The organism is Asaia siamensis, assembly GCF_014635085.1.
Classification (GTDB): Bacteria; Pseudomonadota; Alphaproteobacteria; order Acetobacterales; family Acetobacteraceae; genus Asaia; species Asaia siamensis.
In genome coordinates this window covers 174,658-197,368 of the sequence record NZ_BMCH01000002.1, presented here as the reverse complement: position 1 = coordinate 197,368, position 22,711 = coordinate 174,658, and the positions used below count along the sequence as shown (strand labels likewise).

Genomic DNA, 22,711 nt, shown 5'->3' with positions numbered 1-22,711 from the left:
AAAATAGACACAAAAAAAACCCGCCTCCGTAAGGGGCGGGTTTTTTTGAAGACATGATCTCCATCGGGGCCGGAAGCCCCGGCAGAAATCAGCGCTTCGAGAACTGGAAGGAACGACGTGCCTTGGCGCGACCGTACTTCTTGCGCTCGACGACGCGGCTGTCACGCGTCAGGAAGCCTGCAACCTTCAGGATGCCACGCAGAGCGGGGTCATAATGGGTCAGGGCGCGCGAAATGCCATGACGCACTGCACCAGCCTGACCGGACAGACCGCCGCCCTTGACCGTGCAATACACGTCGAACTGGTTGTAGCGATCGGTCAGCAGGAAGGGCTGCGTGATCAGCATGCGCAGAACCGGACGAGCGAAATACGTCGTGACCGGACGGCCATTGACGATGATGTCACCCTTGCCAGGCTTGATCCATACGCGAGCCGTGGCGTCCTTACGACGACCGGTTGCGTAGGAACGGCCCTGTGCGTCGCGCTTAACTTCGTGAACCGGAGCAGCCTGCGTGGCAGGAGCGATACCGGCGAGGTCCTGAAGCGTACCTGTGCGCTCTTGAGTTTCAGACATATCTCTCAGGCCTCGATCACATTGAGGGTGTTCTTGCGGTTCATGGACGCAACATCCAGCTTCACCGGCTGCTGGCCTTCATGCGGGTGCTTGTCACCGGCATAGACATACAGATGCTTCATCTGGGCACGCTGCAGCGGGCCGCGCGTGATCATACGCTCGACAGCCTTCTCGATCACGCTGCCGGGGTTCTTGCCCTCGAGGCGCTGCGTGATGGTGCGCTCCTTGATGCCACCGGGATGACCCGTGTGGTAGTGGAACAGCTTCTGGCCCACCTTGTTGCCGGTCAGGACGATCTTCTCGGCGTTGATAACGACGATGTTGTCGCCGCAATCGACATGCGGGGTGAACTGGGGCTTGTGCTTGCCGCGCAGGCGGGTCGCGATGATGGTGGCGAGGCGGCCAAGAACGAGCCCTTCGGCGTCGATCAGGGTCCAGCCTTTCGTCACCTCTGCAGGCTTCAACGAAGGTGTGGTCTTCATGGTTCGGACTGATCCAGCAACATGTGTTGGTATTGGGGGCGCCTTATGAGACCGCAAACGCCTGAGGTCAAGCTTTTTCGACTCATACCACCTTGCGAAAAATGGCTGATTTCCGCCATTTTTTGATTATCGGTATCATGATACCGCATAAAAAAGTCACGAGATTGTTCCTGTTGCAAAGCCGGACTAACATGCACGCTGTCTGTCGAAGCGGTATTTGTGGGGATGATCTGACGTGAAAAGACCTTTACTGGCCGCGGGCCTTTGCCTCGTGCTTGTCGGATTGGGCACAATCGGCGTGCGTCACGAATCCAGCGCCGAACTGCAACGCGCGCTCGCCAGCTTCAGGGCCAACCTGCCCCCGGATGCCCGGTTCGAATATGATCACGCCTATCCACGCTTCCTTGCACGAGGTGCCGGTTTCGAGAATGCCCGCTTCATTCGGGGTGGCACGACTCTCACGGCGCATGTGCTGACAGTCAACAATCCCAGCGGATATCTGACGACAGGGCTGAGCTTTTCGAAAATCCACGCAGAAGGCATCACGCTCAGCGGGCCGGTAAGCGGCAGGATCGGCGAACTCACGCTCAACAAGCTGCTTCTGCCCCCCGTAAGCCGGGAGAAACATGATGTCAGTGACTTACCGCCTCTTTCACAAATCCACTTCCGCCACGGGCAGATTCGCGACGTCGCTCTCGGCACACCCGATCACTGCGCCCTGAATCTCGCCAATGCGGCAGTCGATAATTATGGCCATGATGATGGCAATTCCGGGATGGTTCACGAAGCCCACGCTGTATGCGCCGAAGACAGCCTTCCGGCGCAACGGCTTAGTGCGCTGACAAAAATACCCACGGGGCCCCTGGCTCTGGATATCGGCGATCTGCGCGAGAGCGGCATCCGCTATGCCCGCGCCGTTGCTCTGGTGGAACAATGGGTACCATCAGACATATCCGGTGAGGCAAAGTCTTTATCTGCCCTCAAGGCGCAAGGAGATCTTTCTGAAGTTCCCAGCAAATCGGAGGCAAGGAATATCGGCATTGCTCTGCTGGGTATGCGTCTCCAGTACGAAAAGCTTCTGTCGCGACAGTGGAAAGAGGGGGACAAGCGTCTTGGCGAAGGGACGCTCAACAATACTACGATCCAGTTCAGCAAGCCCTATGCCCTGGCTCCTTTTATGCCTGATGGCATCCACATCGAGACTCTGACGCAGAGCGCCACAACTGATACCAAAACCAATGTAAGTGTCATTTCCATGAGGGGTACGACACCGAAATCCTTCGATTATGAAGCCACCATGGAACTCGCCAACGTCGTAACGCCCGATCCGAAGCATGGGCCGACGCTGATCTCCATGAGCCTTACCTATCGCGACGATGCCTCCAATCTCGATGATCTGTTCGGGCGCATTGCTGCGTTACGCGGCCAATCCATCGCTGAACTCAAAAGTACATTCGCCCTGCCACTGGCTCTTATGGCCCAGAAGGCACCCGGTCTTGATGCCTTGCCCGCCTTTGTGCTCGCGCCGTCCGGGCATAGCCTGACGGTCTCCTTTCATCCGCCGGAACCGATCGACGTCACCGCGATCAAGGCGCTCTCGGCACAGTTTTCCGCCGACCCGACCATGGCACAGCGTTGGCTGGCCCCGCCGGTCCTGACATCGAGCATGAAATAAGCATGGCTTCTCCGGTCCATCTCATCGGCGCGGCTGGTCGCATGGGGGCGGCCCTCTGCCATGCTCTCAGAGAGCGAGGCGAGACCGTTATCCCTGTCGTCCGCCATCCGGATCGCCTGCCGTCCGATCTGCGTGAGCAAGCTCGCCAGGCCGATCTTGAAAACGCCGACAGCCTCTTGGCCGCCCTTTGGGATGCAAAGCGTGTGGTCTCGACCGCTCATGCAAGCTTCATTCCGGCCATTCTGGCAGCGTCTCCCAATAATTCCTGCCTAGTCGCGATCGGCAGCACGCGCAAATTCACGCGATGGCCCGACTGGCATGGCAATGGCGTTCTGGCAGGGGAACGCGCGCTGATGGAATCGGGACGCCCCGGCATGATCCTGCATCCGACCATGATCTATGGACCACAGGGCGAGAACAACGTGCAGCGTCTTGTCGCCCTGCTGCGCTATCTGCCACTTGTCCCCCTACCCAATGGCGGTCGCTCGCTGATCCAGCCAATTTATCAGGGTGACGTTATCCGTTCGATTGTGACAGCCCTTGATCTGGCCAGATCAGGCCACCTCAACGCACCGGAAGCACTTGTCATCGCCGGGCCTGAGCCCATGACCTACCGCGCGCTCGTCGAGGCCATTCTTGCAACTGCGGGCCTTGGCAAGCGCCTGTTTCTGCCGGTACCAGCTGCCATACTGGAATTTCTGGTCCCTCTGACCAAGAAACTACCCGGATTTCCGTCGATTGAACGCGCGGAAGTGAGACGTCTGCTTGAAGACAAGGCATTTTCGATACAGCCTATGCAAGACCGCCTCGGATTTACACCTCTTCCCCTGAAAGACGGGCTCGCTCGTCTTTTCGGACAACCGACCGAAGCCTCCCCCCTGCCCGCAGGAATACGCCCATGACCCGTCCGCTCAAATCCCTGTCGCGCCTCGGCAGCCTTGCTCTCGTCCTTGCCGCGCTCGGCACGCTTGCGGGCTGCACCGATCCGACCGGTCCGGTCTTTGGTGACTGGTACGGGTTCAATCCCCTGCCCACGCCACAAGGCAATATCTCGATCGAACTGGTTCTGGATGGGGCTCCGACAGCCAGTTCAGGCAGCTATCGGCTGCATCGTCAGTCCTTCTGGGCGGAAGACATGATGTTCAATCGCTCCGACACACTCGATGGCACCTGGACGCTCAGGGAATACACGGTCGACGGCAAGATCTGGCGTAACGTGTTCCTCAAAGGGCCTGAATTGCACATCACCCATTACGTGCTGCTGCCCAATGGTTATCTGACCCCGGCCACAGATCAGAACACACCCGATATGGGCGAGAGCGGCTGGCTCTGCTGTCGCCTCGCCCCTCGCGCGCGCGACAGTTTCGGTTATGGACGTGTCTGAACATATGGCGGTCGGGAGTCTGAACGAGCCCCCGGCCGCGATGACAATTGCTGAATGGATGACCCGCTCCGGCGTGGGTTTTGGCACAAGTGGCGCGCGCGGTCTGGTTTCCGCCATGAGCGACGCCGTGTGTTTTGCCTATACGCTGGGCTATTTGCGCCATCTTGAATCCTGCGGAGAATTCGGTGCGGGAAGTCCAGTGGCCCTCGCTGGCGATCTGCGCCCAAGCACACCGCGCATTCTTCGCGCTTGTGCCGCAGCCATACATCACGCAGGCGGTGTACCGATCTTTTGCGGTTTTGTGCCTACGCCCGCCCTGTGTCTTTACGCCTATGGCCGATCCATTCCCTCATTGATGGTGACGGGTAGCCATATCCCGTCAGACCGCAATGGCATCAAGTTCAACCGGGCCGGAGGCGAATTTCTCAAGGGAGACGAAGCCGGCATGCGCGTTCAGCAGGTAACCCTGCCCGAAGGCCGGTTCGATAATACGGGCATGTTGATCGACAATGATCCATTGCCCGAGCCGATCGACGTTCTCAGCACCTATTGCGCACGTTATGCAGATTTCTTCGGCAGCAAGGCGCTCCACGGACTGAAACTTGCCGTCTATCAGCATTCGGCCGTCGGCCGCGACCTGCTGGTCTCTGTGCTCGAATCTCTCGGCGCCCAGGTGATCAGACTCGGGCGCTCCGAATGCTTCGTTCCCGTCGATACCGAAGCCGTGCGTCAGGAGGACCGGGCTCAGGCCCGACATTGGGCACTGAAACATGAATTCGACGCGCTTCTGACGACAGATGGCGATTCCGACCGCCCCCTTCTGGCTGATCGTCATGGCATCTGGCTTCGTGGGGACGTGCTTGGCATTCTGGCGGCGCGTTTTCTGCAGGCAAGAGCCGTTGCAACGCCAGTCAACAGCAATACCGCGCTCGAACAGACGGGTTTCGCAGAGGAGATCTCTCGCACACGGATCGGCTCACCCTATGTCGTGCAGGCCATGACAGAAGCGGCGCAGAAGGGCATCGCCCCGTCGGTCGGTTATGAGGCCAATGGCGGTTTTCTTCTGGCAACTCCGGTCGCATTGCAGGGGCGCTCGCTTGAGGCCTTGCCAACGCGCGATGCCGTTCTGCCAATGCTCTGCGCACTTGTGGCCGCACGAGGCTGCGGCGATGATCTGACGGCTCTTCTCGACACTCTACCCCCACGTTTCACCGTGAGTGACAGACTGGCGCCGCTTGCCAGCACCCGCAGCCTGACCGGGATCGCCAGATTGCGCGAAGAAACGATCGCAACAGGATCCCTCATGCCTTTCAGCGCCTCATGCGGCCCCCTAAGCCGCCTTGATGAGACTGATGGGCTGCGCCTGATTTTTGAAAACAATGCCGTTGTCCATTTCCGCCCCTCGGGCAATGCTCCCGAATTGCGTGTCTATGCCGAGGCGGGAAATGAAGATGTCGCCGGGCAACTTCTGCAGATGGGGCTTGCTCTGGCTGCCCCATGGCGTGATTAAACGAAAACCGGTTTTCCAGCCCTTCGCTTCCAGCCATCCCTTCTCCATTCATCAGACGCCCGCAAGGGCATCGCGATACGGAACAAGCTCTTGCCGTCTCTTACCAGATCCCAACAGCCTCTCATCATTCCGGTGATCCTGTCCGGCGGTTCTGGCAGTCGCCTCTGGCCCGTCTCCCGCAGCAGCTTTCCGAAGCAGTTCTGGCCTCTTCTCACTGACAAGACCCTGCTTCAGGAGACGGCCCTGCGCGGGGAGAAAGCAGGGCTCGGCCAGCCCGTTATCGTCTGCAATGCGTCTCATCGCTTCATCATCGCCGAACAGTTGCGGGCTATTGGCATCGACGACGCCTGTATTCTGCTGGAACCCTCGGCGCGCAATTCTGCACCCGCCATCGCGGCGGCGGCTTTCCTGATTGCCGAACGATACCCTGAGGCCATTTTATGGGTGATGGCTGCCGATGCGGCCATCACCGATCTTGCAGCTCTATATGCGACACTCGACATTGCTGTCGCCGCGGCGTCGCAAGGCTATATCGCGACATTCGGCATACAGCCGAACAAGCCGGAAACAGGCTATGGCTATATAGAGCGGGGTGAGGCCCTCTCGACTGTGGAGGGTGCCTTTCACATTGCCCGCTTCATGGAAAAACCCAATCTGGCGCAGGCGACGGCACTCGTCCAAAACGAACGTTACTCCTGGAATTCGGGAATGTTTGTTGCCCGCGCCGATGTCCTTTTGCGCGAAATCGAGACATTCGAGCCTGAGATTCATAGCTGTGTCGGACAGGCGGTTGCCCAGCGTCAGACCGATCTCGACTTCGAACGCCTCGCTCCCGAGGTGTTCGATAAATCACCCGATATCTCAATCGATTACGCTGTAGCGGAACGCACGCAATGCGCGGTCGTCGTCCCCGCGCGCTTTGGCTGGTCGGATATCGGCAGCTGGGATGCCCTTTGGGAAATCAGCAGCAAGGACACAAGCGGGAATGTCGCCGCTGGTAACGTCTTTCTGGAGGATACCCGCAATTGCTATGTCCGCTCGGATGGTATTGTCACCGCGGTCATGGGCGTGGATGAGCTCATCGTGGTCGTGACAGAGGATGCCGTAATGGTCTCGCATCGTGATCGCGCCCAGGACGTCAAGAAAATAGTCACACGCCTGACCGATGCAAATTGTCCTGAAGCCACCAGCCATAACCGCATGTATCGCCCCTGGGGCTTTTACGAGAGCCTGATCCGTGGTGACCGTTTTCAGGTCAAGCGTATCCATGTCGATCCGGGCGAGGTGCTCTCGCTGCAGAAGCATTTTCATCGCTCGGAACATTGGGTGGTAGTGGCAGGAACTGCTGTGGTCACGCGCGATGGCGAAGAACTGATCGTGCGGGAAAACGAGAGTGTCTATCTGCCTCTAGGCTGCACCCACCGTCTGGCCAATCCGGGCAAGATCGCCCTGACCCTGATCGAGGTACAGTCCGGTCCGTATCTGGGCGAAGACGATATCATCCGCCTCGATGATGTTTACGCCCGGAAGTAACCGCAGCGAAAACGACCAGAGCGCAGAAAATCGGAAGATCCTGCCCCAGCACATGAAGGGCAGGATACAAGGCGCATACCGGGATGCGTCTCTTGTGAAACCTAATTTTATAGGAAATGCTGGGGCGAATGACGGGACTCGAACCCGCGACCACCGGTACCACAAACCGGCGCTCTACCAACTGAGCTACATCCGCCACACAGCGATGCCCGATGTAAAGAAATGCGGGGCAGGCGTCTAGCCCCTTTATCGAAATTCTTTTTTCAGCCCTGACCGGTTTCGCACGACACGTCCGTCACATCCTTTCAGGACAGGGATAGACCGGGCCCTCCCGACAAACGGCGCCGGATTATACGCTTTCCGTCAGCTTCCCCCTTGCGAACCGTTACGGCTCTTTCTACCTTTGCGACGCTATTGCCGCGTCGGGCCGGAATACGACGAAAAAATCTGATCGTTTTTCATCCGAAGGAGTCGTCTCTTGAACCTCTCGACCTATCGCGCACAGTGGGCTTTCAGCCCGCTGCGTGAGGTGCTGGCTGGCATGGTGGGCACGTTTGCGCTCATTCCTGAAGTCATTGCCTTTTCCTATATCGCAGGCGTTTCTCCGGCCGTTTCGCTCTACGCCTCTTTTGTCATCAGTGTGGCGATCGCCATCACGGGCGGCAGACCGGGCATGATCTCTGGAGCCGCCGGGTCGGTCGCCCTCGTTGCGGCCGCCCTCGTGCATCATCACGGCATCCAGTACATGTTTCTGGCAACGCTTATTGCGGGGGCGATGCAGATCGTCTTCGGATTGCTGCGTCTGCATGTGCTGATGCGGTTCGTGTCGAAAGAGGTGCAGACGGGCTTCGTCAACGCCCTGGCCATCATGATCTTTTCGGCACAGGTGCCGCAAATGCTGCATGTCACCTGGCATACCTATGCCCTGATCGCCCTGGGCCTCGCCATCATCTATCTGCTGCCGCGCCTGACCACGGCCATTCCTTCGCCGCTGATCTGTATCGTCGTGCTAACCCTGATCACAATTTGGCATCCCATGCCCGTTCACACGGTGGCCGATCTCGGTGCACTCCCCAATGGCCTGCCCTCGCTCATTTTCCCGCATGTGCCATTCACGCTCGAAACCTTCGAAATCGTCATGCCCTATGCGCTGGCGATGGCCGCTGTCGGATTGCTTGAATCTCTCATGACCGCCGGTGTGGTGGACGACCATACTGACACGCATGGCGAACCACGCATGGAATGCACGGGTCTGGGCATTTCGAACATCGCCGTGGGGCTGTTCGGCGGCATTGCAGGTTGCGGCATGATCGGCCAGACCGTTGGCAATCTGCGTTATGGCGGACGCGGGCGCCTCTCCACCTTTACGGCAGGTGCGTTCCTTCTGGCCCTGATGGTGCTTCTGCATGACTACGTCGCCAAGGTGCCCATGGCGGCCCTCGTCGCCATCATGATCATGGTATCGGTCAGCACCTTTGCCTGGGGGTCGCTGCGAGACGTTATGCGTCACCCGAAATTGTCGAGCCTCGTCATGATCGTGACCGTAATCGTGACAGTGACAACCCATGATCTGGCAGCTGGCGTGGCTGTCGGCGTTCTTCTGAGTGGTGTGTTCTTTGCCTGGCGGGCAATGGGCATGCTCCGCATTGAGACCCACAAGGGTGAAGAGGTGGATGTCTATACGGTACATGGCCAAGTGTTCTTCGCGTCGGCTGACATGCTCTATGACGCTGTTGATTTTCAGACCAAGGCGAAGTCTGTCGAGATCAATGTGGCCGATGCGACGTTCTGGGACATCACTTCGGTCGATATACTTGAAAAGATCGTTGGCAAATTACAGGGGCGATCCATCGACGTCCGTGTTGAAGGGCTGCATAGCCGCCGCCACGGTCTGATTGCCGAACAATCCGACGAGCCTCTGCTGTCGATGTAGGACCTCTTGCGGTCCCGCCTGAGAAACACCCGGGCGGGACAAACGCTTCAGTCTGGACAGAGACTGCCGTTACTATGGCGATCGCCAACCCGCCTCATGACAAAAAAATCGTCGCCTTCCTCTTTGCCTGATTAGAAAGCAATAAAATATTGTCTAAATCACGCAACACAAAGTAGCAATTTTATCGTTCTTCACAGCAAATAATGACGTTATTAGTGTCCAAAAATCAGAACAGGATGCTGAAAATGATTGTGTACGAAGGGGATGAGATTGTACTTCATCATCACAAAGGAAACTCCGCCTACACGATCATTACTTTCATCGGCATTAACTACGAGTGTGTCGCGAGAGACACCTTCTTGCTTAAACATGTCGCCCGCATTAGAGATCTCGATGTCATCGGGTTCGCAACGAAGAAACCAAACTGGTTTCTCAGCGACGAGATGGACGAGGCGATCAAAGTAGTCGATCAATTAATCGGCCCCGATAGAGTCCGTCTGGTGTTAGGACAGTCCATGGGGGGGTATGCTGCGCTCAAGTTTTCCAGAAGGCTCTCCGCCGACTACGTCATGGCGCTATCGCCAAAATTTTCCATTCACCCCGATGAATGCGATATTACGAAAGATTACGGAAAATACCTGACGGACAAGATGGTCAATATGTCCATCAAGCCGGAAGATATCGGAGGACGCTCCTTTCTTCTCTCAGATCCTAAAGAAAGGGTCGACGCCTATCATACGCATCTACTGCATAACGTTAGCCCGGATATTGTCCATGTGCCCACTTTCTATAGCGGACACGTCGTTTATGAGAGCGTCTCTGGCTCCAAGTCCATCTCATCTATCATCGAAGCCCTCGCAAGCGGTCAGCCCACCCTTGTCAGGCGCGAGGTCAGTATTCAGCGTCGACGCAACCCAGCCAATCTGAGAAATCGGCTTTTTCTGGCCTCATCGCGCCATGCGAGGCTCGTCGCCCTGACCCTGATTTCCGACCAGATCGACGCGATGAAGAACAGGATGTTTATCTTCGCCCATACTGGATTCGTCACCGGGATCATCTATCAGGTTGCATTGCGCGGCGATCACGCTCTTGCTGTGCGGCTCAAGCGTAAGCTCATGATGCACCTTGCCACTCAAGGGCCTGGCATATCCTTCGATGAGGTGCTCGCGACCAACAACATCACCGGACCACTTTGCCTCGATTTTCATGAACGGGTCCTGTACTACGATCCCGTAGAAAAACGCCTCACCGTCGAACGCCTCACCGTACGCGCTTCACGCTTACTGCCGGTTTATCCGGGAGAGAATTCTCTCGCCTGCGTGACGATATTGGGAGAACGCTTCATGCTGGTCGCAACAGGAGAAACCATTGACTTTGTCCCTACAGGACAAGTGAGACCCGGGACCCTGATTTTCCAGTCGCAGGGAGCCCATTACACGATCAGACTCGGCCAGAAACTGGTTACCTCCGTGCACGGCGGGTCCATAGCATTCTGGACTGATACCGAAAATACATGGGAGCGTTTCGTCGTCGTCTGAAAAGCCCCTTATCTTGCTCTGATCGCGACCAGTAGCGCGATGCACGCGCAAGGAATCGTGCTTTAATAGTCTCCTAGAAGGGGCCTTGTCTCTGGACTGTCCCTCTGGAGACCCTGTACACTTAGGGCGGACGCCCAGACAGGACGCATGCTCCCGCAAGAGACCACGTTGCATCCTGCCCGGAATAACGTCAGGGTTTCGGCCAACCCGTTGCAGGGCGGTCGAAGTGAGCAAGCAGATCCTGATCCGGGATATTGGTCAGGTCCTTGCTTTCGCTCTTGATCAGCTTTTTGCTTGTCGCCTTGGACAGATGCTCGCGAATATCGTGCAGCACATGCGGTGCCGCAGCGAGAACCAGACCTTCGAGCGCAGCATTGGCGTTGAGCGTGGCTTCGATCTCATCGGCGATCAGTCGGGCGAAACGCTCTTTTACCTGAACCTTGGGATCCGAGCGGGGTTCCTTGATGGAGGCGACATCACCTGCTGCATCGGTTGCCTTGTCATGGGCACCGAAACGCTGGATCGTACGCATCTGCTGGCCATCATAGCGCAGAAAGCGGGCTTTCTCACCATCGCATACTGCATAAAGTACTGGGTCCTGAACGGCCATAAAACCTCTCCTATGTTCCTGAATAAAGAACGCTGGAGAGTAAAAGCCGTTTCTGCTTACACAGATATTTGAGAGTGCATCACAAAGACAGCACCAGTGCATCATGAACCATTTGCCAGTTCTGCCTGTCTGGCGCGTAAAGCAGACCACGCCCTGGAATGGCGGCGTGATAGGTCGCGCCATTGAGACGCGCGCCGTACCCTCCGGCTTCGTGCAGCAGGAGCCAGCCAGGACAATGATCCCACAGGCAGGTGCGGCTATAGGCCAGTACATGGCCATGGCCTGACGCAACCAGACGATATTCATGAGCCGCGCAGCGCAGATCCCAGAGTCCGGTCATGGCACGCAGATTGTGATCGGCCAGTGCCGTGTCGTTCACCGGCAGGGTGCGCCAGGCTATCTTGCCTGTAATTTCCTCGATGCGATGAAAAGGCGCCGCCACATGCAGGGGCATGACATGCCCTGTCTCGTCCTCTGACCATGCGCCTTCATTTTTCAGGGCAAGAGACGCCGATTGCGTGACCGGATCGAGAATAACACTGGCCACCGGGATGCCCCTCTCAAGCACCGCCATCATGACACCGAACGCAGGCAGACCGGCCGCGTAATTGGCCGTACCGTCGATAGGGTCGATGGTGACAGACAGCTCGGCTTTGGCGGCCTGGTCGATCAAGGACGGATACTGGCTGCACCGCTCCTCACCAATCAGCAGCGCCTCGGGAAGCAGGAGCTTCAACCGGTCGGTGATATATTCTTCAGCCAGAACATCAGCCACCGTCACCAGATCGGAAGGCGACGTCTTGGTTCGGATATCCCTTTCTGCCAGCCGTCCGAAACGCGGCATGATGATGCGGGATGCCGCCTCACGGGCGATCAGGGAAATATCTTCGAGAAGCGCACGGGTCGCAACCGAGGGGCGCGCCGTCATCATGATGTCCTCAGCCTTCAATCCGTCTGCCCTCCCCATGAAGGGCCCTCATTCCGAGCGCCCTTCGTGTGACCAGTATCGAGACGATTTCAGGCAGATACAAGGCAATCCGGGTAGATCTGGCCAAAGCGTGACCGGTCCTGCTCGAAAAGCCGGACATCGAGCGTGATCTCGGTCTCCTGATCCAGCCGCTCAAGCACTTCACCATGCTCATACAGCCAGGCAAGCGCTGCACCATTGGTAATCTCAAGACGAATGCGCGTCAGAACCATCGACGCGGTCATATGCTGATCGAGCTGCGAATAGAGATTGGGCAACCCCTCGCCCGTGATCGCCGAGATAGCGACGCAGCCCGGATGACGGGGCACTGCCTCTATCCCACCCATGAGGTCGGCCTTGTTCAGCACCTCGATGGTACGCTGGGGCCAGTTCTCATCCAGCATCCCATCGCGCACCATGCCATCCAGCACATTGATCACGTCTGCACGCTGGGCGGCACTGTCAGGATGCGCCACATCACGTACATGGAGGATGATATCGGCCTCGGCCACCTCTTCGAGCGTGGCCCGAAAAGCTGCAACGAGTTCGGTCGGCAATTCGCTGATGAAGCCCACCGTATCCGACAGGATGACCCGTCGGCCCGAAGGCAGGCGAAGCCCGCGCATGGTCGGATCAAGGGTTGCAAAAAGCTGATCCTGCGCATGCACGGCCGAACCGGTCAGTGCATTGAAAAGCGTCGACTTGCCGGCATTGGTATAGCCTACCAGCGCAACGACGGGGAACGGTACCTTCTTGCGCGCCGAACGATGCAGCCCGCGCGTACGACGCACCTGATCGAGATCCTTGCGCAGACGCACAAGCCGCTCGTCGATCATGCGGCGATCGGCCTCGATCTGGGTTTCACCGGGACCGCCAAGAAAGCCAAAGCCACCTCGCTGGCGTTCCAGATGGGTCCAGAGCCGGACAAGACGCGATCGCTGATATTCGAGATGGGCAAGCTCGACCTGCAACACGCCTTCGCGCGTCGCAGCACGGGCACCGAAGATATCAAGAATGAGGCCTGTACGGTCGAGAACCTTGCAGTTCATCGCCTTTTCGAGATTGCGCTGCTGGCCCGGCGAAAGCTTGGCATCAACGATCACGACCTTGACGTCGTTCTCTTCCACCATCTCGGCAAGCTGCTCTACCTGTCCCTTGCCGAACAGGGTGGCCGGGCGCACAGCCCTGATGGCAAGTACAGCCTGCCTGACAACTACAAGACCGATCGAGGAGGCGAGCCCGACAGCCTCTTCCAGACGGGCTTCCGCAGCGCGGAACTCGTCATTCGGTGTCGGGCGCTCCCATGGGAGAACAACCGCGGCGCGTGTCGCGGGAGGTGTCGTACTGGTAGTTACTGACACGTTCTGGAAAAACTCCTGCCCTTACAGCTCGATCTCGCCATCCTGCGCGAACAGCGACAGGGGAGCGACGGGCATGATCGTGCTGACGGCATGCTTGTAGACAAGCTGCGTATGACCGTCGCGACGCAGAATGATCGTCTCATGATCGAAGCGCGGGATCACACCCTGCAGCTTCACACCATTGACCAGAAACACGGTCACGGGCAGGCCGTTCTGCTGGAGGTGCTGCAGGAAGACATCCTGCACAGTTTCGCCCTGGTTAAATTCGGTAAAGGGGGCGGCGTTCGGGGTCGGGTTGGGATTAGCTCTGGCCAATGTTGCTCTTCTTTTTATCAGGTATATGAGACGGGCCCCATTTTCGGGGGTCAGAGATCAACGTCACAAACGCTGCTCTGGATTTGTGTCCTTATCTTATCTTCATTGAAATCTGGTTTCCAGACTCACAGGGTCCTATCTTCTGGCGTCACACCCAGCTGCTTCAGCTTGCGATGCAGGGCACTGCGCTCCATGCCGACAAAATTCGCCGTGCGGCTGATATTGCCACCGAAACGCAAAAGCTGCACCTGCAGATATTGGGTTTCAAACAGATCGCGCGCCTCGCGCAGCGGCAGTGCCATGACATCAGCCCCCGCATCGAGACGGGTCATCGACGGCGCCCCCTGGCTCACAGTGCTGGGCAACATGTCTGCGCGAATCAGATCCTGGCCGTTCGGCATCATGATGAGCAGACGTTCCATCAGATTGCGCAGCTCTCTGATATTGCCCGGCCATTCATAGGATTGCAGCGCTGCCAGCGCATCCACCGACAGTTCACGCGGCGCAAGACCGGCATTCTCGGCATAGCGTTGCAGAAAATGCTGCGCCAGGGCCGGAATGTCCTCGCGACGCTCGCGCAGTGAGGGCAGACGCAGCGGCACCACCGCAAGGCGGTAATAGAGATCCTCACGAAAACGCCCGAGAGTGATCTCGCCCTGAAGGTCGCGATTGGTCGTGGCAATAACGCGCACATCCACCTTGACCCGTGCCGCACCACCCAGACGTTCGAATGTCTGATCCTGCAACGCCCTGACGATCTTGCCCTGGGTCTCGAGTGGCATGTCAGCCACTTCATCGAGAAGCAGCGTCCCCTTATGAGCACGCTCCAGCACGCCGGTGCGGCGCATCGTGCCGTCGGCCTGGCCTTCGATACCGAAAAGCTCTTCCTCGAAGCGATTGGGCGCGAGCGTTGCACAGTTGAGGGCAATGAACGGACCCGACCCGCGACGTGAACGCGAATGAAGCATCCGCGCGGCAATTTCCTTGCCCGAGCCAGCCGGGCCGGTAATCAGCACGCGCGAGTTGGTAGGGGCCACCCGGTCGATCTGGCCACGCACGGCACTGATGCCGGGGCCTTCACCGAAAAGCATGGTCTCATTGCCCGAGCGCAACCGCAGCTCGGCATTCTCGCGCTCGAGACGCGCCGCCTGAAGCGCACGCTGGACCACCAGGATCAATCTGTCGGTCTGGAACGGCTTTTCGATGAAGTCATAGGCGCCATGCTGCAGGCTCGAAACCGCCGTCTCGATGGTGCCATGACCCGAAATCATCACGACAGGCAGACCCGGCTCTTCGGCCTTGAGCGTCTTGAGCAGGTCGATCCCGTCCAGACGCGACCCCTGAAGCCAGATATCGAGAATAACCAGCGACGGACGGCGCGCCCGGAACGCTGCCAGAGCCTGATCCGAATTCGCCGCTACGCGCGTTTCATAGCCTTCATCGCGAAGGAGTCCCTCAATGAGAAGCCGGATATCCGGCTCGTCATCGACGATCAGGATTTCATGCTCCATGCGCATCCCCCATCAGACGTTCATTGCTCCTTGCGCGCTTCACCTGGTTCGGGACCCTGATCACGCACCGGCAGGGTGAGCGTCGAGACGGTACCGCGCCCGTCCGTTCGGTCCTCCAGTCTGATCCCACCTGCGTGATCCTCCATGATCTTCTTGACGATCGCGAGCCCGAGTCCCGTTCCTTTCGGTTTGTGCGTGATATACGGTTCCGTCAAGCGGTGGCGGTCAACTGAAGGCAAACCAATGCCATCATCTGTCACCTGAACAGCCGCTTCCACCCCGTTCACCGCCAGAGAGACCCTGATACGCCCCACTGTCGCCCCCGCGTCACCCCCATGTCCCTCTGAATCGACTTCATGATCCGGCACCACCATGGCGATGGCATCGGCCGCGTTCTGCAGCAGATTGGTAAGCGCCTGCCCAACCAGACGCCGGTCACAGCGTACAATCGGCCCTTGAGGCGGCAGGGACGCCGTATCGTAGATAATTTCAGGATGGGCATTGCGCTGCAACACCAGCGCCTCGCGCACCAGACGCACCAGATCCTCATCCTTGAGCACAGGCTGCGGCATACGGGCGAAAGACGAGAACTCATCAACCATTCGGCCGATATCGCCCACATGACGAACGATCGTATCAACACACTGCCCGAACGTCTCGGGGTCGGAGCTGATCTCGCGCATGAAACGACGCTTCAGCCGTTCGGCCGAAAGCTGGATGGGGGTCAGCGGATTCTTGATCTCATGGGCAATACGGCGCGCCACATCAGCCCAGGCTGCCTTTCTCTGTGCAGAAAGCAGAGCCGTGATATCGTCAAACGTCACCACATAGCCGGTCGATTCGTCGCTGCGCTGCTCGGCCACTGCGCGCACGAGCAACGTACGCCCGGCACTGCCGACACTTGGACCATCACCCAGGGTCACGCTTTTTTCCGGCGCATCGATCTGGATCTCTGCCGTATGCGCCTGACCCGGCTCGGCCCGCGCCCGATCAAGCATCCCGACAAACTCGGGTACCATGACACTCAGGGGCTGACCGATGCACAGATCGAGGTCGCGCTGCAGAAGACGGGACGCCGCACGGTTGGGCAGTTCGACCACCTGATCCGCATCCAGACCGATCACCCCTGCCGACACGCCGGAAAGAACGGTCTCGGTAAAGCGACGGCGCTCGTCGATCTGCTCATAGGCCACCATCAGCTCGGTTCGCTGGGTCGAAAGCTGATCCGTCATGCGGTTGAAGGCGCGAGAGAGCGTGCCGACCTCATCGTCCTTTCGTCCGTCTCGGCCCCGCGCCTCAGGCACACGCACCGTGAGATCGCCCTCGCTGATGCGTCGCGCCGCCAGAATGAGCAGACCCAGAGGCTGGGTGATCTGCTTGGCCAGAACGAGCCCTGTCAGCATGCCGATGCTCAACACCAGCAATCCGAGCATGGCAAAGATCAGCACGAAGCTGATCTGGATGGCCGATCGGTGAGCGTTCAGTCGCTGATATTCCGAAACCACCGCATCCGTATGGCGCATATGCTCCAGAATCTTGGCATCCACGGGCCTCGTGATGACAAGCATCAGACCCGAGCTTGGCCCGAGATTCACCACAGCGCGCACGGTTTTCTCATCAGGACTGTCGAGAATGGCCACATCATTGGTGCGGGCCAGCGTCGTGGCATCCTTGGGGGGCAGAGCCAGCTGCTGGCCCTGCAGAGCCGCAAGACCACCTGAAGCGACCACCTTGTTGGTGTAGGAATCGAACACCACGGCCTCGTTCAGCCCGCGTTCGGTCGCCTCGACGTCGAGCATCATCCCGAGCTGGGTGGGATCACGCATCAGATCCACACCATGGCGATACATCTCGTCGTTATTGGCCGTGATGATGATATTCGCCAGGGCAAAAGCCTCTGTGCGAATATTGTCGTTATGCTCCTGCAGATAGCCTGCAGCCACATCGCGCGCTTCGGTAAGAGCGGTATTGACCCGGTTCGAGAACCAGATCTGGATACCGAAATGGAAGAACAGCGCCGCCAGACCGCCGATCACGACGGTAGGCGCCACCGCCACCACGCCGAAGAGCGTGATCAGCCGCACATGAAGCCGCGCCCCCGCCAGCCCTCGGCGACGCTCGGCCAGCATCCGCCCGACCCGGATGATGACGGCCGTACCCAGAAGGAGCAGCACGATGAAATCGAGCAGAAACACAACGGCCTCGATCTGCGGGCGATAGGCAAAGGAAAGCCCGCGCGCCAGAACGACAAAGGTCGTGACCAGCAGCACGAGCGCCGCACAGGTCAGCACCATGGCGGTTTTCAGACGGCTCACGTGACGAAGGAGCGATCGCTTTGCAAGAGAACCGTCCTCAGGCACGGAATCAGTTTCTTCAGTCATGCGTCCCTCATCGGAGGCGCGATGCGACGCGTCATTGCCTGTCATGATCGAGAACGGCCCACTTCAATGCCAAGAAGCTGCAAACGTTTGCGTAGCGTGTTGCGGTTGATCCCGAGCAGAGCCGCCGCCCTGATCTGATTGCCATCGGTTGCTTTCAGCACCAGACGGAACAAAGGGCGCTCGACCTCTGCCAGAACACGCGCATGAAGCGTGCCCTGCGTATCGGTTTCAAGATCGAGCATGGAAGGCAGATAACGCGCCATCAGCCCCTGAAAAGACGCCGCATCGGGCGTCGTGTCGACACGATGCATATCGGCCAGAAGCGAGGCGGTAAGCAGATCACCCTTCACGCTCTGGCATGCATGATGCAGCAATTGCCGCATCTGTCGGAAATTGCCAGGCCAGTCCTGATGAGCCAGCCAGGGCAGGCAATCGTCATGCAGAACAAGTTGGCTGCCGTTTTGCCCCATCCATACCGCGCATACTGTCGACAGATCGTCACGCCTGTCACGCAGCGGAGGGACCGACAGATTATGCGGGGCCAGAACAGCACCCAACGCCTCGCTCATGCGGCGATCCTGAACCAGACGCGCAGGGGACCAGGAGCTTGTGCAGATTACGGCCGGGCGTGTTGAGCTGACTGTGCCCTGCAGCATCTGCACCAGAGCCGCCTGCAAGCCGGGTTCTGCCAGACCGATTTCATTGATGAAAAGGCAGCCCGTGGTCGCATCCGACACAGCGTCCTCGAAGGAAAGCCGGTCGATCACAGGAACGAAGCGACCACTCCTGCCGGACTGGGTCCAGAGATAGCGCGCCGCGCGCGTTCTGCCGCTGCCGGATTCGCCTGTCAGCACATGAAGCCCGAAAGCAGAAAGACTGCTGTCCAGCCCGTCACGCAACTGCTTGACGGAATCGGACTGCCCATCGAAGCCGAGACTGGCAGGGGCACTGCCCTGACCGAGCGGCGCGCCCCTCACAAACGGACTGGGGTGCTAAAGAGAGCCTCGTCAGAGCGCATTCAGGCGGCTTCTTCGATCGCGTCAGGGCGTTGATGGGTGCTCTCGCGATCGCGGGTCACCCCATTGGCGATCTGCTGATCGTAGAACGCTGTGAGATGATCGATCACGTCCTGTGCCTGATCCATCTTGTTGATACTGGCACGAAAGGCCGCCGAGCCGGGAAGCCCGTGCGAATACCAGGACACATGCTTGCGTGCGAGGCGCAGGCCCGGACGCTCGCCGAAATGATCGAGCATCATGCCATAGTGACGCAGCACGATGTCTTTCTCACGTGTCAGATCAGGGTCGGGCACATCTTCGCCCGTACGCAAAGATTGCGCCACCTGAGCCAGAAACCACGGCCTGCCGTAGCAGCCACGACCGATCATCACCCCGTCAGCGCCTGAGGCCGCAAGCGCGTCACGGGCATTCTGAATGGAGACGATATCACCATTGACGATAACCGGCAGCTTCACGCTTTCCTTTACCGTCCTGACGAAATCCCAGTCTGCCGTGCCATTATAGAACATCTGTCGGGTGCGACCATGCACCGTCACCAGTCGGATGCCCACATCCTCGGCAATACGGGCAAGACGGGGCGCATTGAGCGACTGGTGGTCCCAGCCCATACGCATCTTCAGCGTGACAGGCACCTTCACGGCCTTGACCGTGGCCTCAAGCAGGGCTGCCGCCTTCACCTCATCGCGCATCAGCGCCGAACCTGCAGACTGCCCGACCGCCACCTTCTTCACAGGGCAGCCGAAATTGATATCGATGAGATCGGCGCCCTGATCGACAGCAATCTTTGCCGCCTGCGCCATGGCCTCAGGATCGCATCCGGCAAGCTGCACCGAATTCGGACCGTTTTCCGCGCTGCGGGCCATGCGCAGCGTGTTCTCGTTTTCCCGCACCATCGCCCATGAGGCGATCATTTCCGATACGACCAGCCCGGCACCCAGGTCGCGCGCAAGCTGACGAAACGGCAGATCGGTAACGCCCGACATCGGAGCCAGAATGACCGGCGTCTCGATGACGACGCCACCACCGAGATCAATCGGACGCAGGTCAAGGGCGCGGCGCGACCCAGCCACGTCAGGTGAAGGAGAAATGCTCATGATTCCTCAAGAATACCGACGCATCCTGCCCGAAGCAATCAGAGATCGAGTCATATGGCAGCGTGCGAATATCAGGCGCGCTGGCGCTTCCCGAATACTTTCCCCCTGATCGGGCAGGGCGTCACCCTAGAGCCCTTGAGAGCCTTCTGAGGCTTGCCTCATCCGGTGGCAGACCGAAACGCAGAAGGGTTTCGTCCCACTCGAAACGGCGCACGAGGAGGCCAGCCTGAGCAAGCATTTCCCAGATCTTCCTTGCCTGAGGCGACCGGAAGAGGCTGAACAGCGAGGTTCCACCGACAAAATCGAGCCCTGCCCGCGTCACAACCTGACGCAGGGCCGCCATCTCCCGCTCCAGACGTGACGCCATGGCCATGCGCCAGTCACGGTCGCAAAGAGCGTCGCGGCCGATATGACAGGCGGGCGTACTGACAGGCCAGGGCCCCATGGCAGCCCGCATCGCGTGCAAAACCGGATGGGAGCCAAGAAGAAAGCCGATTCTCACCCCTGCCAGACCATAGGCCTTGCCAAAGGAGCGACAGATAACGAGGCCCGGATGCGGCAGAAGCGAAGCCGCACTTTCGGGGCAGAAATCGGCAAAGGCCTCATCGACAACGATCATGCCTCCAAGACGGGCATGGCTTTCGGCAAGCGACGCGATTTCGCCAAGGGTGAGACGATGCCCGGTCGGGTTATTGGGTGAACACACAACGCTCACCATGTGACTGACCGGCATGGCGGGCGCCGCTTCATAGGGCACGGTGTCGATTGCAAAACCGGCTTCGCGCCAGGCAGCATCGTGACCGCTATAGGTCGGCCCCAGAATGCGAATGACCGAGGGCGTGAAAAAGCGCTGTAGAAAGACAGGCAGAAGACCGATCAGCATCTGCGTACCGGCGCCGACCAGAACATGATCCGGCGAGACGCCATAGGCCTCTGCGGCGGCAAAGCGCAGGGCCTGTTCCTCCAGCGGGTCCGGCAGGCGCTGCATCAGGGAGGGGTCGAGCCTTACCAGCGGATGGGCATGCGGGTTGATGCCGGTCGACAGATCGATCCAGGGCGTCGGCGCTGCGGGAAAAAGCCGCGCCAATTCGCTCAACCGACCACCATGCACTGGCCAGGGTGTCATGCTATGGTCGGTCTTCTCATGCAGCCCGGTCATTTTGTTCCATGTTCCTTTCCCTGACCCTTTGCGCCCTTCTGATCGAGGCGGCTTTCGGGTATCCGGACGCGCTGTTTCGCCGGATCGGCCATCCGGTAACATGGATCGGCCGCCTGATCACGACGCTCGAGCACCGGCTTGGTGGGAAGACTTCCGTTTTGCACAAGCGGGCCTGCGGGCTGCTCGCTCTGGGACTGATCATTGCCGTGCCGGTCGGCATCACGATTTTGCTGCAGATCCTGCTGCACCGTTTCCTGCCGCAAGCCCTCTCCCTCGCCGTTGAATCCCTGTGCGCCAGCACATTGATCGCCCAGCGTGCGCTTTATGAGCATGTTCGCGCCGTGCTGACAGGGCTGAGGCAGGACGGGCTTGCGGGAGGGCGCCGCGCTGTCTCGCTGATTGTCGGGCGCGACCCGGAGACGCTCGACAGGGCCGGGGTCGTGCGGGCCGCCATAGAGAGTCTGGCCGAAAATTTTTCAGATGGCGTCGTTGCGCCCGTCTTCTGGCTGGCAGTGTTCGGACTGCCCGGCGCAGTCGCCTACAAGGCGATCAATACCGCCGACAGCATGATCGGCCATCTTTCCCCCCGCTATCGCGATTTTGGCAGGGCCGCAGCGCTTTGTGACGATTGCGTCAATATGCCCGCCTCACGTCTCACCGCATCATGGCTCTGCCTCGCCGCCCTGCTTTCCGGCGCTTCGGTCAAAGGCGCAATCCAGGCCATCAGACGGGACGCCACACGTCATCGCTCGCCGAATGCAGGGTGGCCCGAGGCAGCCATGGCGGGCGCCCTCGCTTTGCGTCTGGCCGGCCCGAGACAGTATAATGGCGTTGTCGTTGCCGATTCCTGGATGGGAAACGGGAGGGACGATGCCGGACCAGAGGATCTCGCAAAGGCGTTGACGCTGTATCGCCTTGGTTGCCTGATTCAGGCGGTCTGTCTGCTGGGCCTCTTGAGTGGAGTATATGCATGACCGCCCCTGTATTTGATCAGACTTTCCGCGAGCAGCTCGACTCCCTATTTCTCTGGCGACGCGATGTGCGTCACTTCCGGCGCGACCCGGTACCGGAATCTGTGCTCGATCATATGCTCGCTCTCACCTGTGCCACGCCCTCGGTTGGGCTCAGTCAGCCCTGGCGCTTTGTACGCGTCGATGACCCGGCGCGACGCGCTGCGGTCAAATCGGAATTCCGAGAGCGCAATGCCGAGGCTCTGGCCGCACAGAGCGAGAGCGATTCTACCGCCTATGCCCGACTGAAGCTGGCAGGGCTCGATGAGGCCCCCCATCATATCGCGGTCTTCTGCGATCCCGATCCTGCCCAGGGGCGCGGGCTTGGGCGCCTGACCATGCCGGAAACCGTCCAGTGGTCAGCGGTCATGGCCATTCACGGGTTCTGGCTGGCCGCACAAGCCCATAATGTCGGGCTGGGCTGGGTCTCCATTCTGGACCCCGATCATATGAGCGACCTTCTCGGTACGGCACCGGAATGGCGTTTCATGGCCTATCTCTGCGTCGGCTATCCGGAGGAGGAACACGACACACCCGAACTCGAACGCAAAGGCTGGGAAAAACGGGCAACAGAGCGTCAGCGCTGGATCATGCGCTGATGCCGCTATCTAGATTGGCCTGCCGTCAGCAGCGTTCCTGTTGAAGAAACCGCTCT

Annotated in this window: 20 protein-coding genes and 1 tRNA gene; 9 read left to right on the top strand and 12 right to left on the bottom strand. The window is 59.1% G+C overall.

Features of this window, described 5'->3' with window-relative positions:
* Window positions 1-88 precede the first annotated feature (88 nt).
* Entirely contained in the window at window positions 89-574 is a 486-nt protein-coding gene (gene rpsI, locus IEV53_RS04455) for a 30S ribosomal protein S9 (RefSeq protein WP_188425587.1), read from the bottom strand.
* A gap of 5 nt (window positions 575-579) precedes the next feature.
* Window positions 580-1,056, bottom strand: a complete 477-nt coding sequence (rplM, locus tag IEV53_RS04450) for a 50S ribosomal protein L13 (protein WP_147093608.1) — start codon at window positions 1,054-1,056, stop codon at window positions 580-582.
* Between the two features lie 235 nt (window positions 1,057-1,291).
* Here rplM and IEV53_RS04445 point away from each other — a divergent pair, with 235 nt between their 5' ends.
* From IEV53_RS04445 to IEV53_RS04425, 5 genes are all read left to right on the top strand, one after another.
* A complete protein-coding gene (locus tag IEV53_RS04445) occupies window positions 1,292-2,731 on the top strand; it encodes a hypothetical protein (RefSeq protein ID WP_188425586.1) in 1,440 nt (479 codons plus the stop codon).
* 2 nt (window positions 2,732-2,733) lie between these two features.
* A complete protein-coding gene (locus tag IEV53_RS04440) occupies window positions 2,734-3,633 on the top strand; it encodes an SDR family oxidoreductase (protein WP_188425585.1) in 900 nt (299 codons plus the stop codon).
* Window positions 3,630-4,115, top strand: a complete 486-nt coding sequence (locus tag IEV53_RS04435) for a hypothetical protein (protein WP_188425584.1) — start codon at window positions 3,630-3,632, stop codon at window positions 4,113-4,115. Before IEV53_RS04440 ends, IEV53_RS04435 begins: the two co-directional genes overlap by 4 nt.
* Before the next feature lie 40 nt (window positions 4,116-4,155).
* Window positions 4,156-5,625 (top strand): phosphomannomutase, encoded by a 1,470-nt coding sequence (locus tag IEV53_RS04430; RefSeq protein ID WP_229719585.1) that lies wholly within the window; start codon window positions 4,156-4,158, stop codon window positions 5,623-5,625.
* Between the two features lie 90 nt (window positions 5,626-5,715).
* Complete coding sequence (locus tag IEV53_RS04425; protein ID WP_188425583.1) at window positions 5,716-7,158, top strand: mannose-1-phosphate guanylyltransferase/mannose-6-phosphate isomerase; 1,443 nt, start codon at window positions 5,716-5,718, stop codon at window positions 7,156-7,158.
* Window positions 7,159-7,278: 120 nt separating this feature from the next.
* Here IEV53_RS04425 and IEV53_RS04420 read toward each other — a convergent pair.
* Window positions 7,279-7,354 (bottom strand) — tRNA-His (locus IEV53_RS04420).
* A gap of 282 nt (window positions 7,355-7,636) precedes the next feature.
* Between IEV53_RS04420 and IEV53_RS04415 the strand changes: the two genes are divergently transcribed.
* Window positions 7,637-9,091 carry a SulP family inorganic anion transporter gene (locus IEV53_RS04415; protein WP_229719583.1) on the top strand — a complete coding sequence of 485 codons (1,455 nt, stop codon included), beginning with the start codon at window positions 7,637-7,639 and terminating at the stop codon, window positions 9,089-9,091.
* Window positions 9,092-9,336: 245 nt separating this feature from the next.
* Window positions 9,337-10,629: a hypothetical protein gene (locus IEV53_RS04410; protein ID WP_188425582.1), complete on the top strand. Its 1,293-nt coding sequence runs from the start codon at window positions 9,337-9,339 to the stop codon at window positions 10,627-10,629.
* 190 nt (window positions 10,630-10,819) lie between these two features.
* Here the strand turns inward: IEV53_RS04410 and IEV53_RS04405 are convergent, their stop codons facing one another.
* The 9 genes from IEV53_RS04405 to cobD all read right to left on the bottom strand — a co-directional run bounded on the left by IEV53_RS04405 (window position 10,820) and on the right by cobD (window position 21,046).
* Window positions 10,820-11,239 carry a host attachment protein gene (locus IEV53_RS04405; RefSeq protein WP_188425581.1) on the bottom strand — a complete coding sequence of 140 codons (420 nt, stop codon included), beginning with the start codon at window positions 11,237-11,239 and terminating at the stop codon, window positions 10,820-10,822.
* A gap of 79 nt (window positions 11,240-11,318) precedes the next feature.
* The gene (locus IEV53_RS04400) at window positions 11,319-12,170 is read right to left on the bottom strand and encodes an inositol monophosphatase family protein (RefSeq protein ID WP_188425580.1); all 852 of its coding nucleotides are present in this window, start codon (window positions 12,168-12,170) and stop codon (window positions 11,319-11,321) included.
* A gap of 86 nt (window positions 12,171-12,256) precedes the next feature.
* Window positions 12,257-13,567 (bottom strand): GTPase HflX, encoded by a 1,311-nt coding sequence (gene hflX, locus IEV53_RS04395; RefSeq protein WP_188425579.1) that lies wholly within the window; start codon window positions 13,565-13,567, stop codon window positions 12,257-12,259.
* Between the two features lie 21 nt (window positions 13,568-13,588).
* The gene (gene hfq, locus IEV53_RS04390) at window positions 13,589-13,813 is read right to left on the bottom strand and encodes an RNA chaperone Hfq (protein ID WP_229719678.1); all 225 of its coding nucleotides are present in this window, start codon (window positions 13,811-13,813) and stop codon (window positions 13,589-13,591) included.
* 194 nt (window positions 13,814-14,007) lie between these two features.
* Window positions 14,008-15,393 (bottom strand): nitrogen assimilation response regulator NtrX, encoded by a 1,386-nt coding sequence (ntrX, locus tag IEV53_RS04385; RefSeq protein ID WP_188425577.1) that lies wholly within the window; start codon window positions 15,391-15,393, stop codon window positions 14,008-14,010.
* Between the two features lie 20 nt (window positions 15,394-15,413).
* Complete coding sequence (locus tag IEV53_RS04380; RefSeq protein WP_188425576.1) at window positions 15,414-17,774, bottom strand: sensor histidine kinase NtrY-like; 2,361 nt, start codon at window positions 17,772-17,774, stop codon at window positions 15,414-15,416.
* Window positions 17,775-17,815: 41 nt separating this feature from the next.
* Window positions 17,816-18,751: a helix-turn-helix domain-containing protein gene (locus tag IEV53_RS04375; protein ID WP_188425575.1), complete on the bottom strand. Its 936-nt coding sequence runs from the start codon at window positions 18,749-18,751 to the stop codon at window positions 17,816-17,818.
* Between the two features lie 41 nt (window positions 18,752-18,792).
* Window positions 18,793-19,887: a tRNA dihydrouridine synthase DusB gene (gene dusB, locus IEV53_RS04370; protein WP_188425574.1), complete on the bottom strand. Its 1,095-nt coding sequence runs from the start codon at window positions 19,885-19,887 to the stop codon at window positions 18,793-18,795.
* A gap of 121 nt (window positions 19,888-20,008) precedes the next feature.
* A complete protein-coding gene (cobD, locus tag IEV53_RS04365; RefSeq protein ID WP_229719580.1) occupies window positions 20,009-21,046 on the bottom strand; it encodes a threonine-phosphate decarboxylase CobD in 1,038 nt (345 codons plus the stop codon).
* Between the two features lie 8 nt (window positions 21,047-21,054).
* On the opposite strand from cobD, the gene cbiB reads away from it, so the two are divergent.
* Both cbiB and bluB read left to right on the top strand, forming a co-directional pair.
* Entirely contained in the window at window positions 21,055-22,020 is a 966-nt protein-coding gene (gene cbiB / locus IEV53_RS04360; RefSeq protein ID WP_188425573.1) for an adenosylcobinamide-phosphate synthase CbiB, read from the top strand.
* Window positions 22,017-22,655, top strand: a complete 639-nt coding sequence (bluB, locus tag IEV53_RS04355; RefSeq protein ID WP_188425572.1) for a 5,6-dimethylbenzimidazole synthase — start codon at window positions 22,017-22,019, stop codon at window positions 22,653-22,655. Before cbiB ends, bluB begins: the two co-directional genes overlap by 4 nt.
* The last annotated feature ends 56 nt before the right edge of the window (window positions 22,656-22,711 follow it).

Bases quoted from the DNA above. Each gene is read 5' to 3' on its own strand.
- ntrX (WP_188425577.1), bottom strand. From the start codon at position 15,393: ATGGAGCATGAAATCCTGATCGTCGATGACGAGCCGGATATCCGGCTT.
- IEV53_RS04430 (WP_229719585.1), top strand. From the start codon at position 4,156: ATGACAATTGCTGAATGGATGACCCGCTCCGGCGTGGGTTTTGGCACA.
- cbiB (WP_188425573.1), top strand. From the start codon at position 21,055: ATGTTCCTTTCCCTGACCCTTTGCGCCCTTCTGATCGAGGCGGCTTTC.
- IEV53_RS04410 (WP_188425582.1), top strand. From the start codon at position 9,337: ATGATTGTGTACGAAGGGGATGAGATTGTACTTCATCATCACAAAGGA.
- IEV53_RS04380 (WP_188425576.1), bottom strand. From the start codon at position 17,774: ATGACTGAAGAAACTGATTCCGTGCCTGAGGACGGTTCTCTTGCAAAG.
- bluB (WP_188425572.1), top strand. From the start codon at position 22,017: ATGACCGCCCCTGTATTTGATCAGACTTTCCGCGAGCAGCTCGACTCC.
- rpsI (WP_188425587.1), bottom strand. From the start codon at position 574: ATGTCTGAAACTCAAGAGCGCACAGGTACGCTTCAGGACCTCGCCGGT.
- IEV53_RS04405 (WP_188425581.1), bottom strand. From the start codon at position 11,239: ATGGCCGTTCAGGACCCAGTACTTTATGCAGTATGCGATGGTGAGAAA.
- IEV53_RS04435 (WP_188425584.1), top strand. From the start codon at position 3,630: ATGACCCGTCCGCTCAAATCCCTGTCGCGCCTCGGCAGCCTTGCTCTC.
- IEV53_RS04440 (WP_188425585.1), top strand. From the start codon at position 2,734: ATGGCTTCTCCGGTCCATCTCATCGGCGCGGCTGGTCGCATGGGGGCG.
- dusB (WP_188425574.1), bottom strand. From the start codon at position 19,887: ATGAGCATTTCTCCTTCACCTGACGTGGCTGGGTCGCGCCGCGCCCTT.
- IEV53_RS04400 (WP_188425580.1), bottom strand. From the start codon at position 12,170: ATGATGACGGCGCGCCCCTCGGTTGCGACCCGTGCGCTTCTCGAAGAT.
- rplM (WP_147093608.1), bottom strand. From the start codon at position 1,056: ATGAAGACCACACCTTCGTTGAAGCCTGCAGAGGTGACGAAAGGCTGG.
- cobD (WP_229719580.1), bottom strand. From the start codon at position 21,046: ATGACCGGGCTGCATGAGAAGACCGACCATAGCATGACACCCTGGCCA.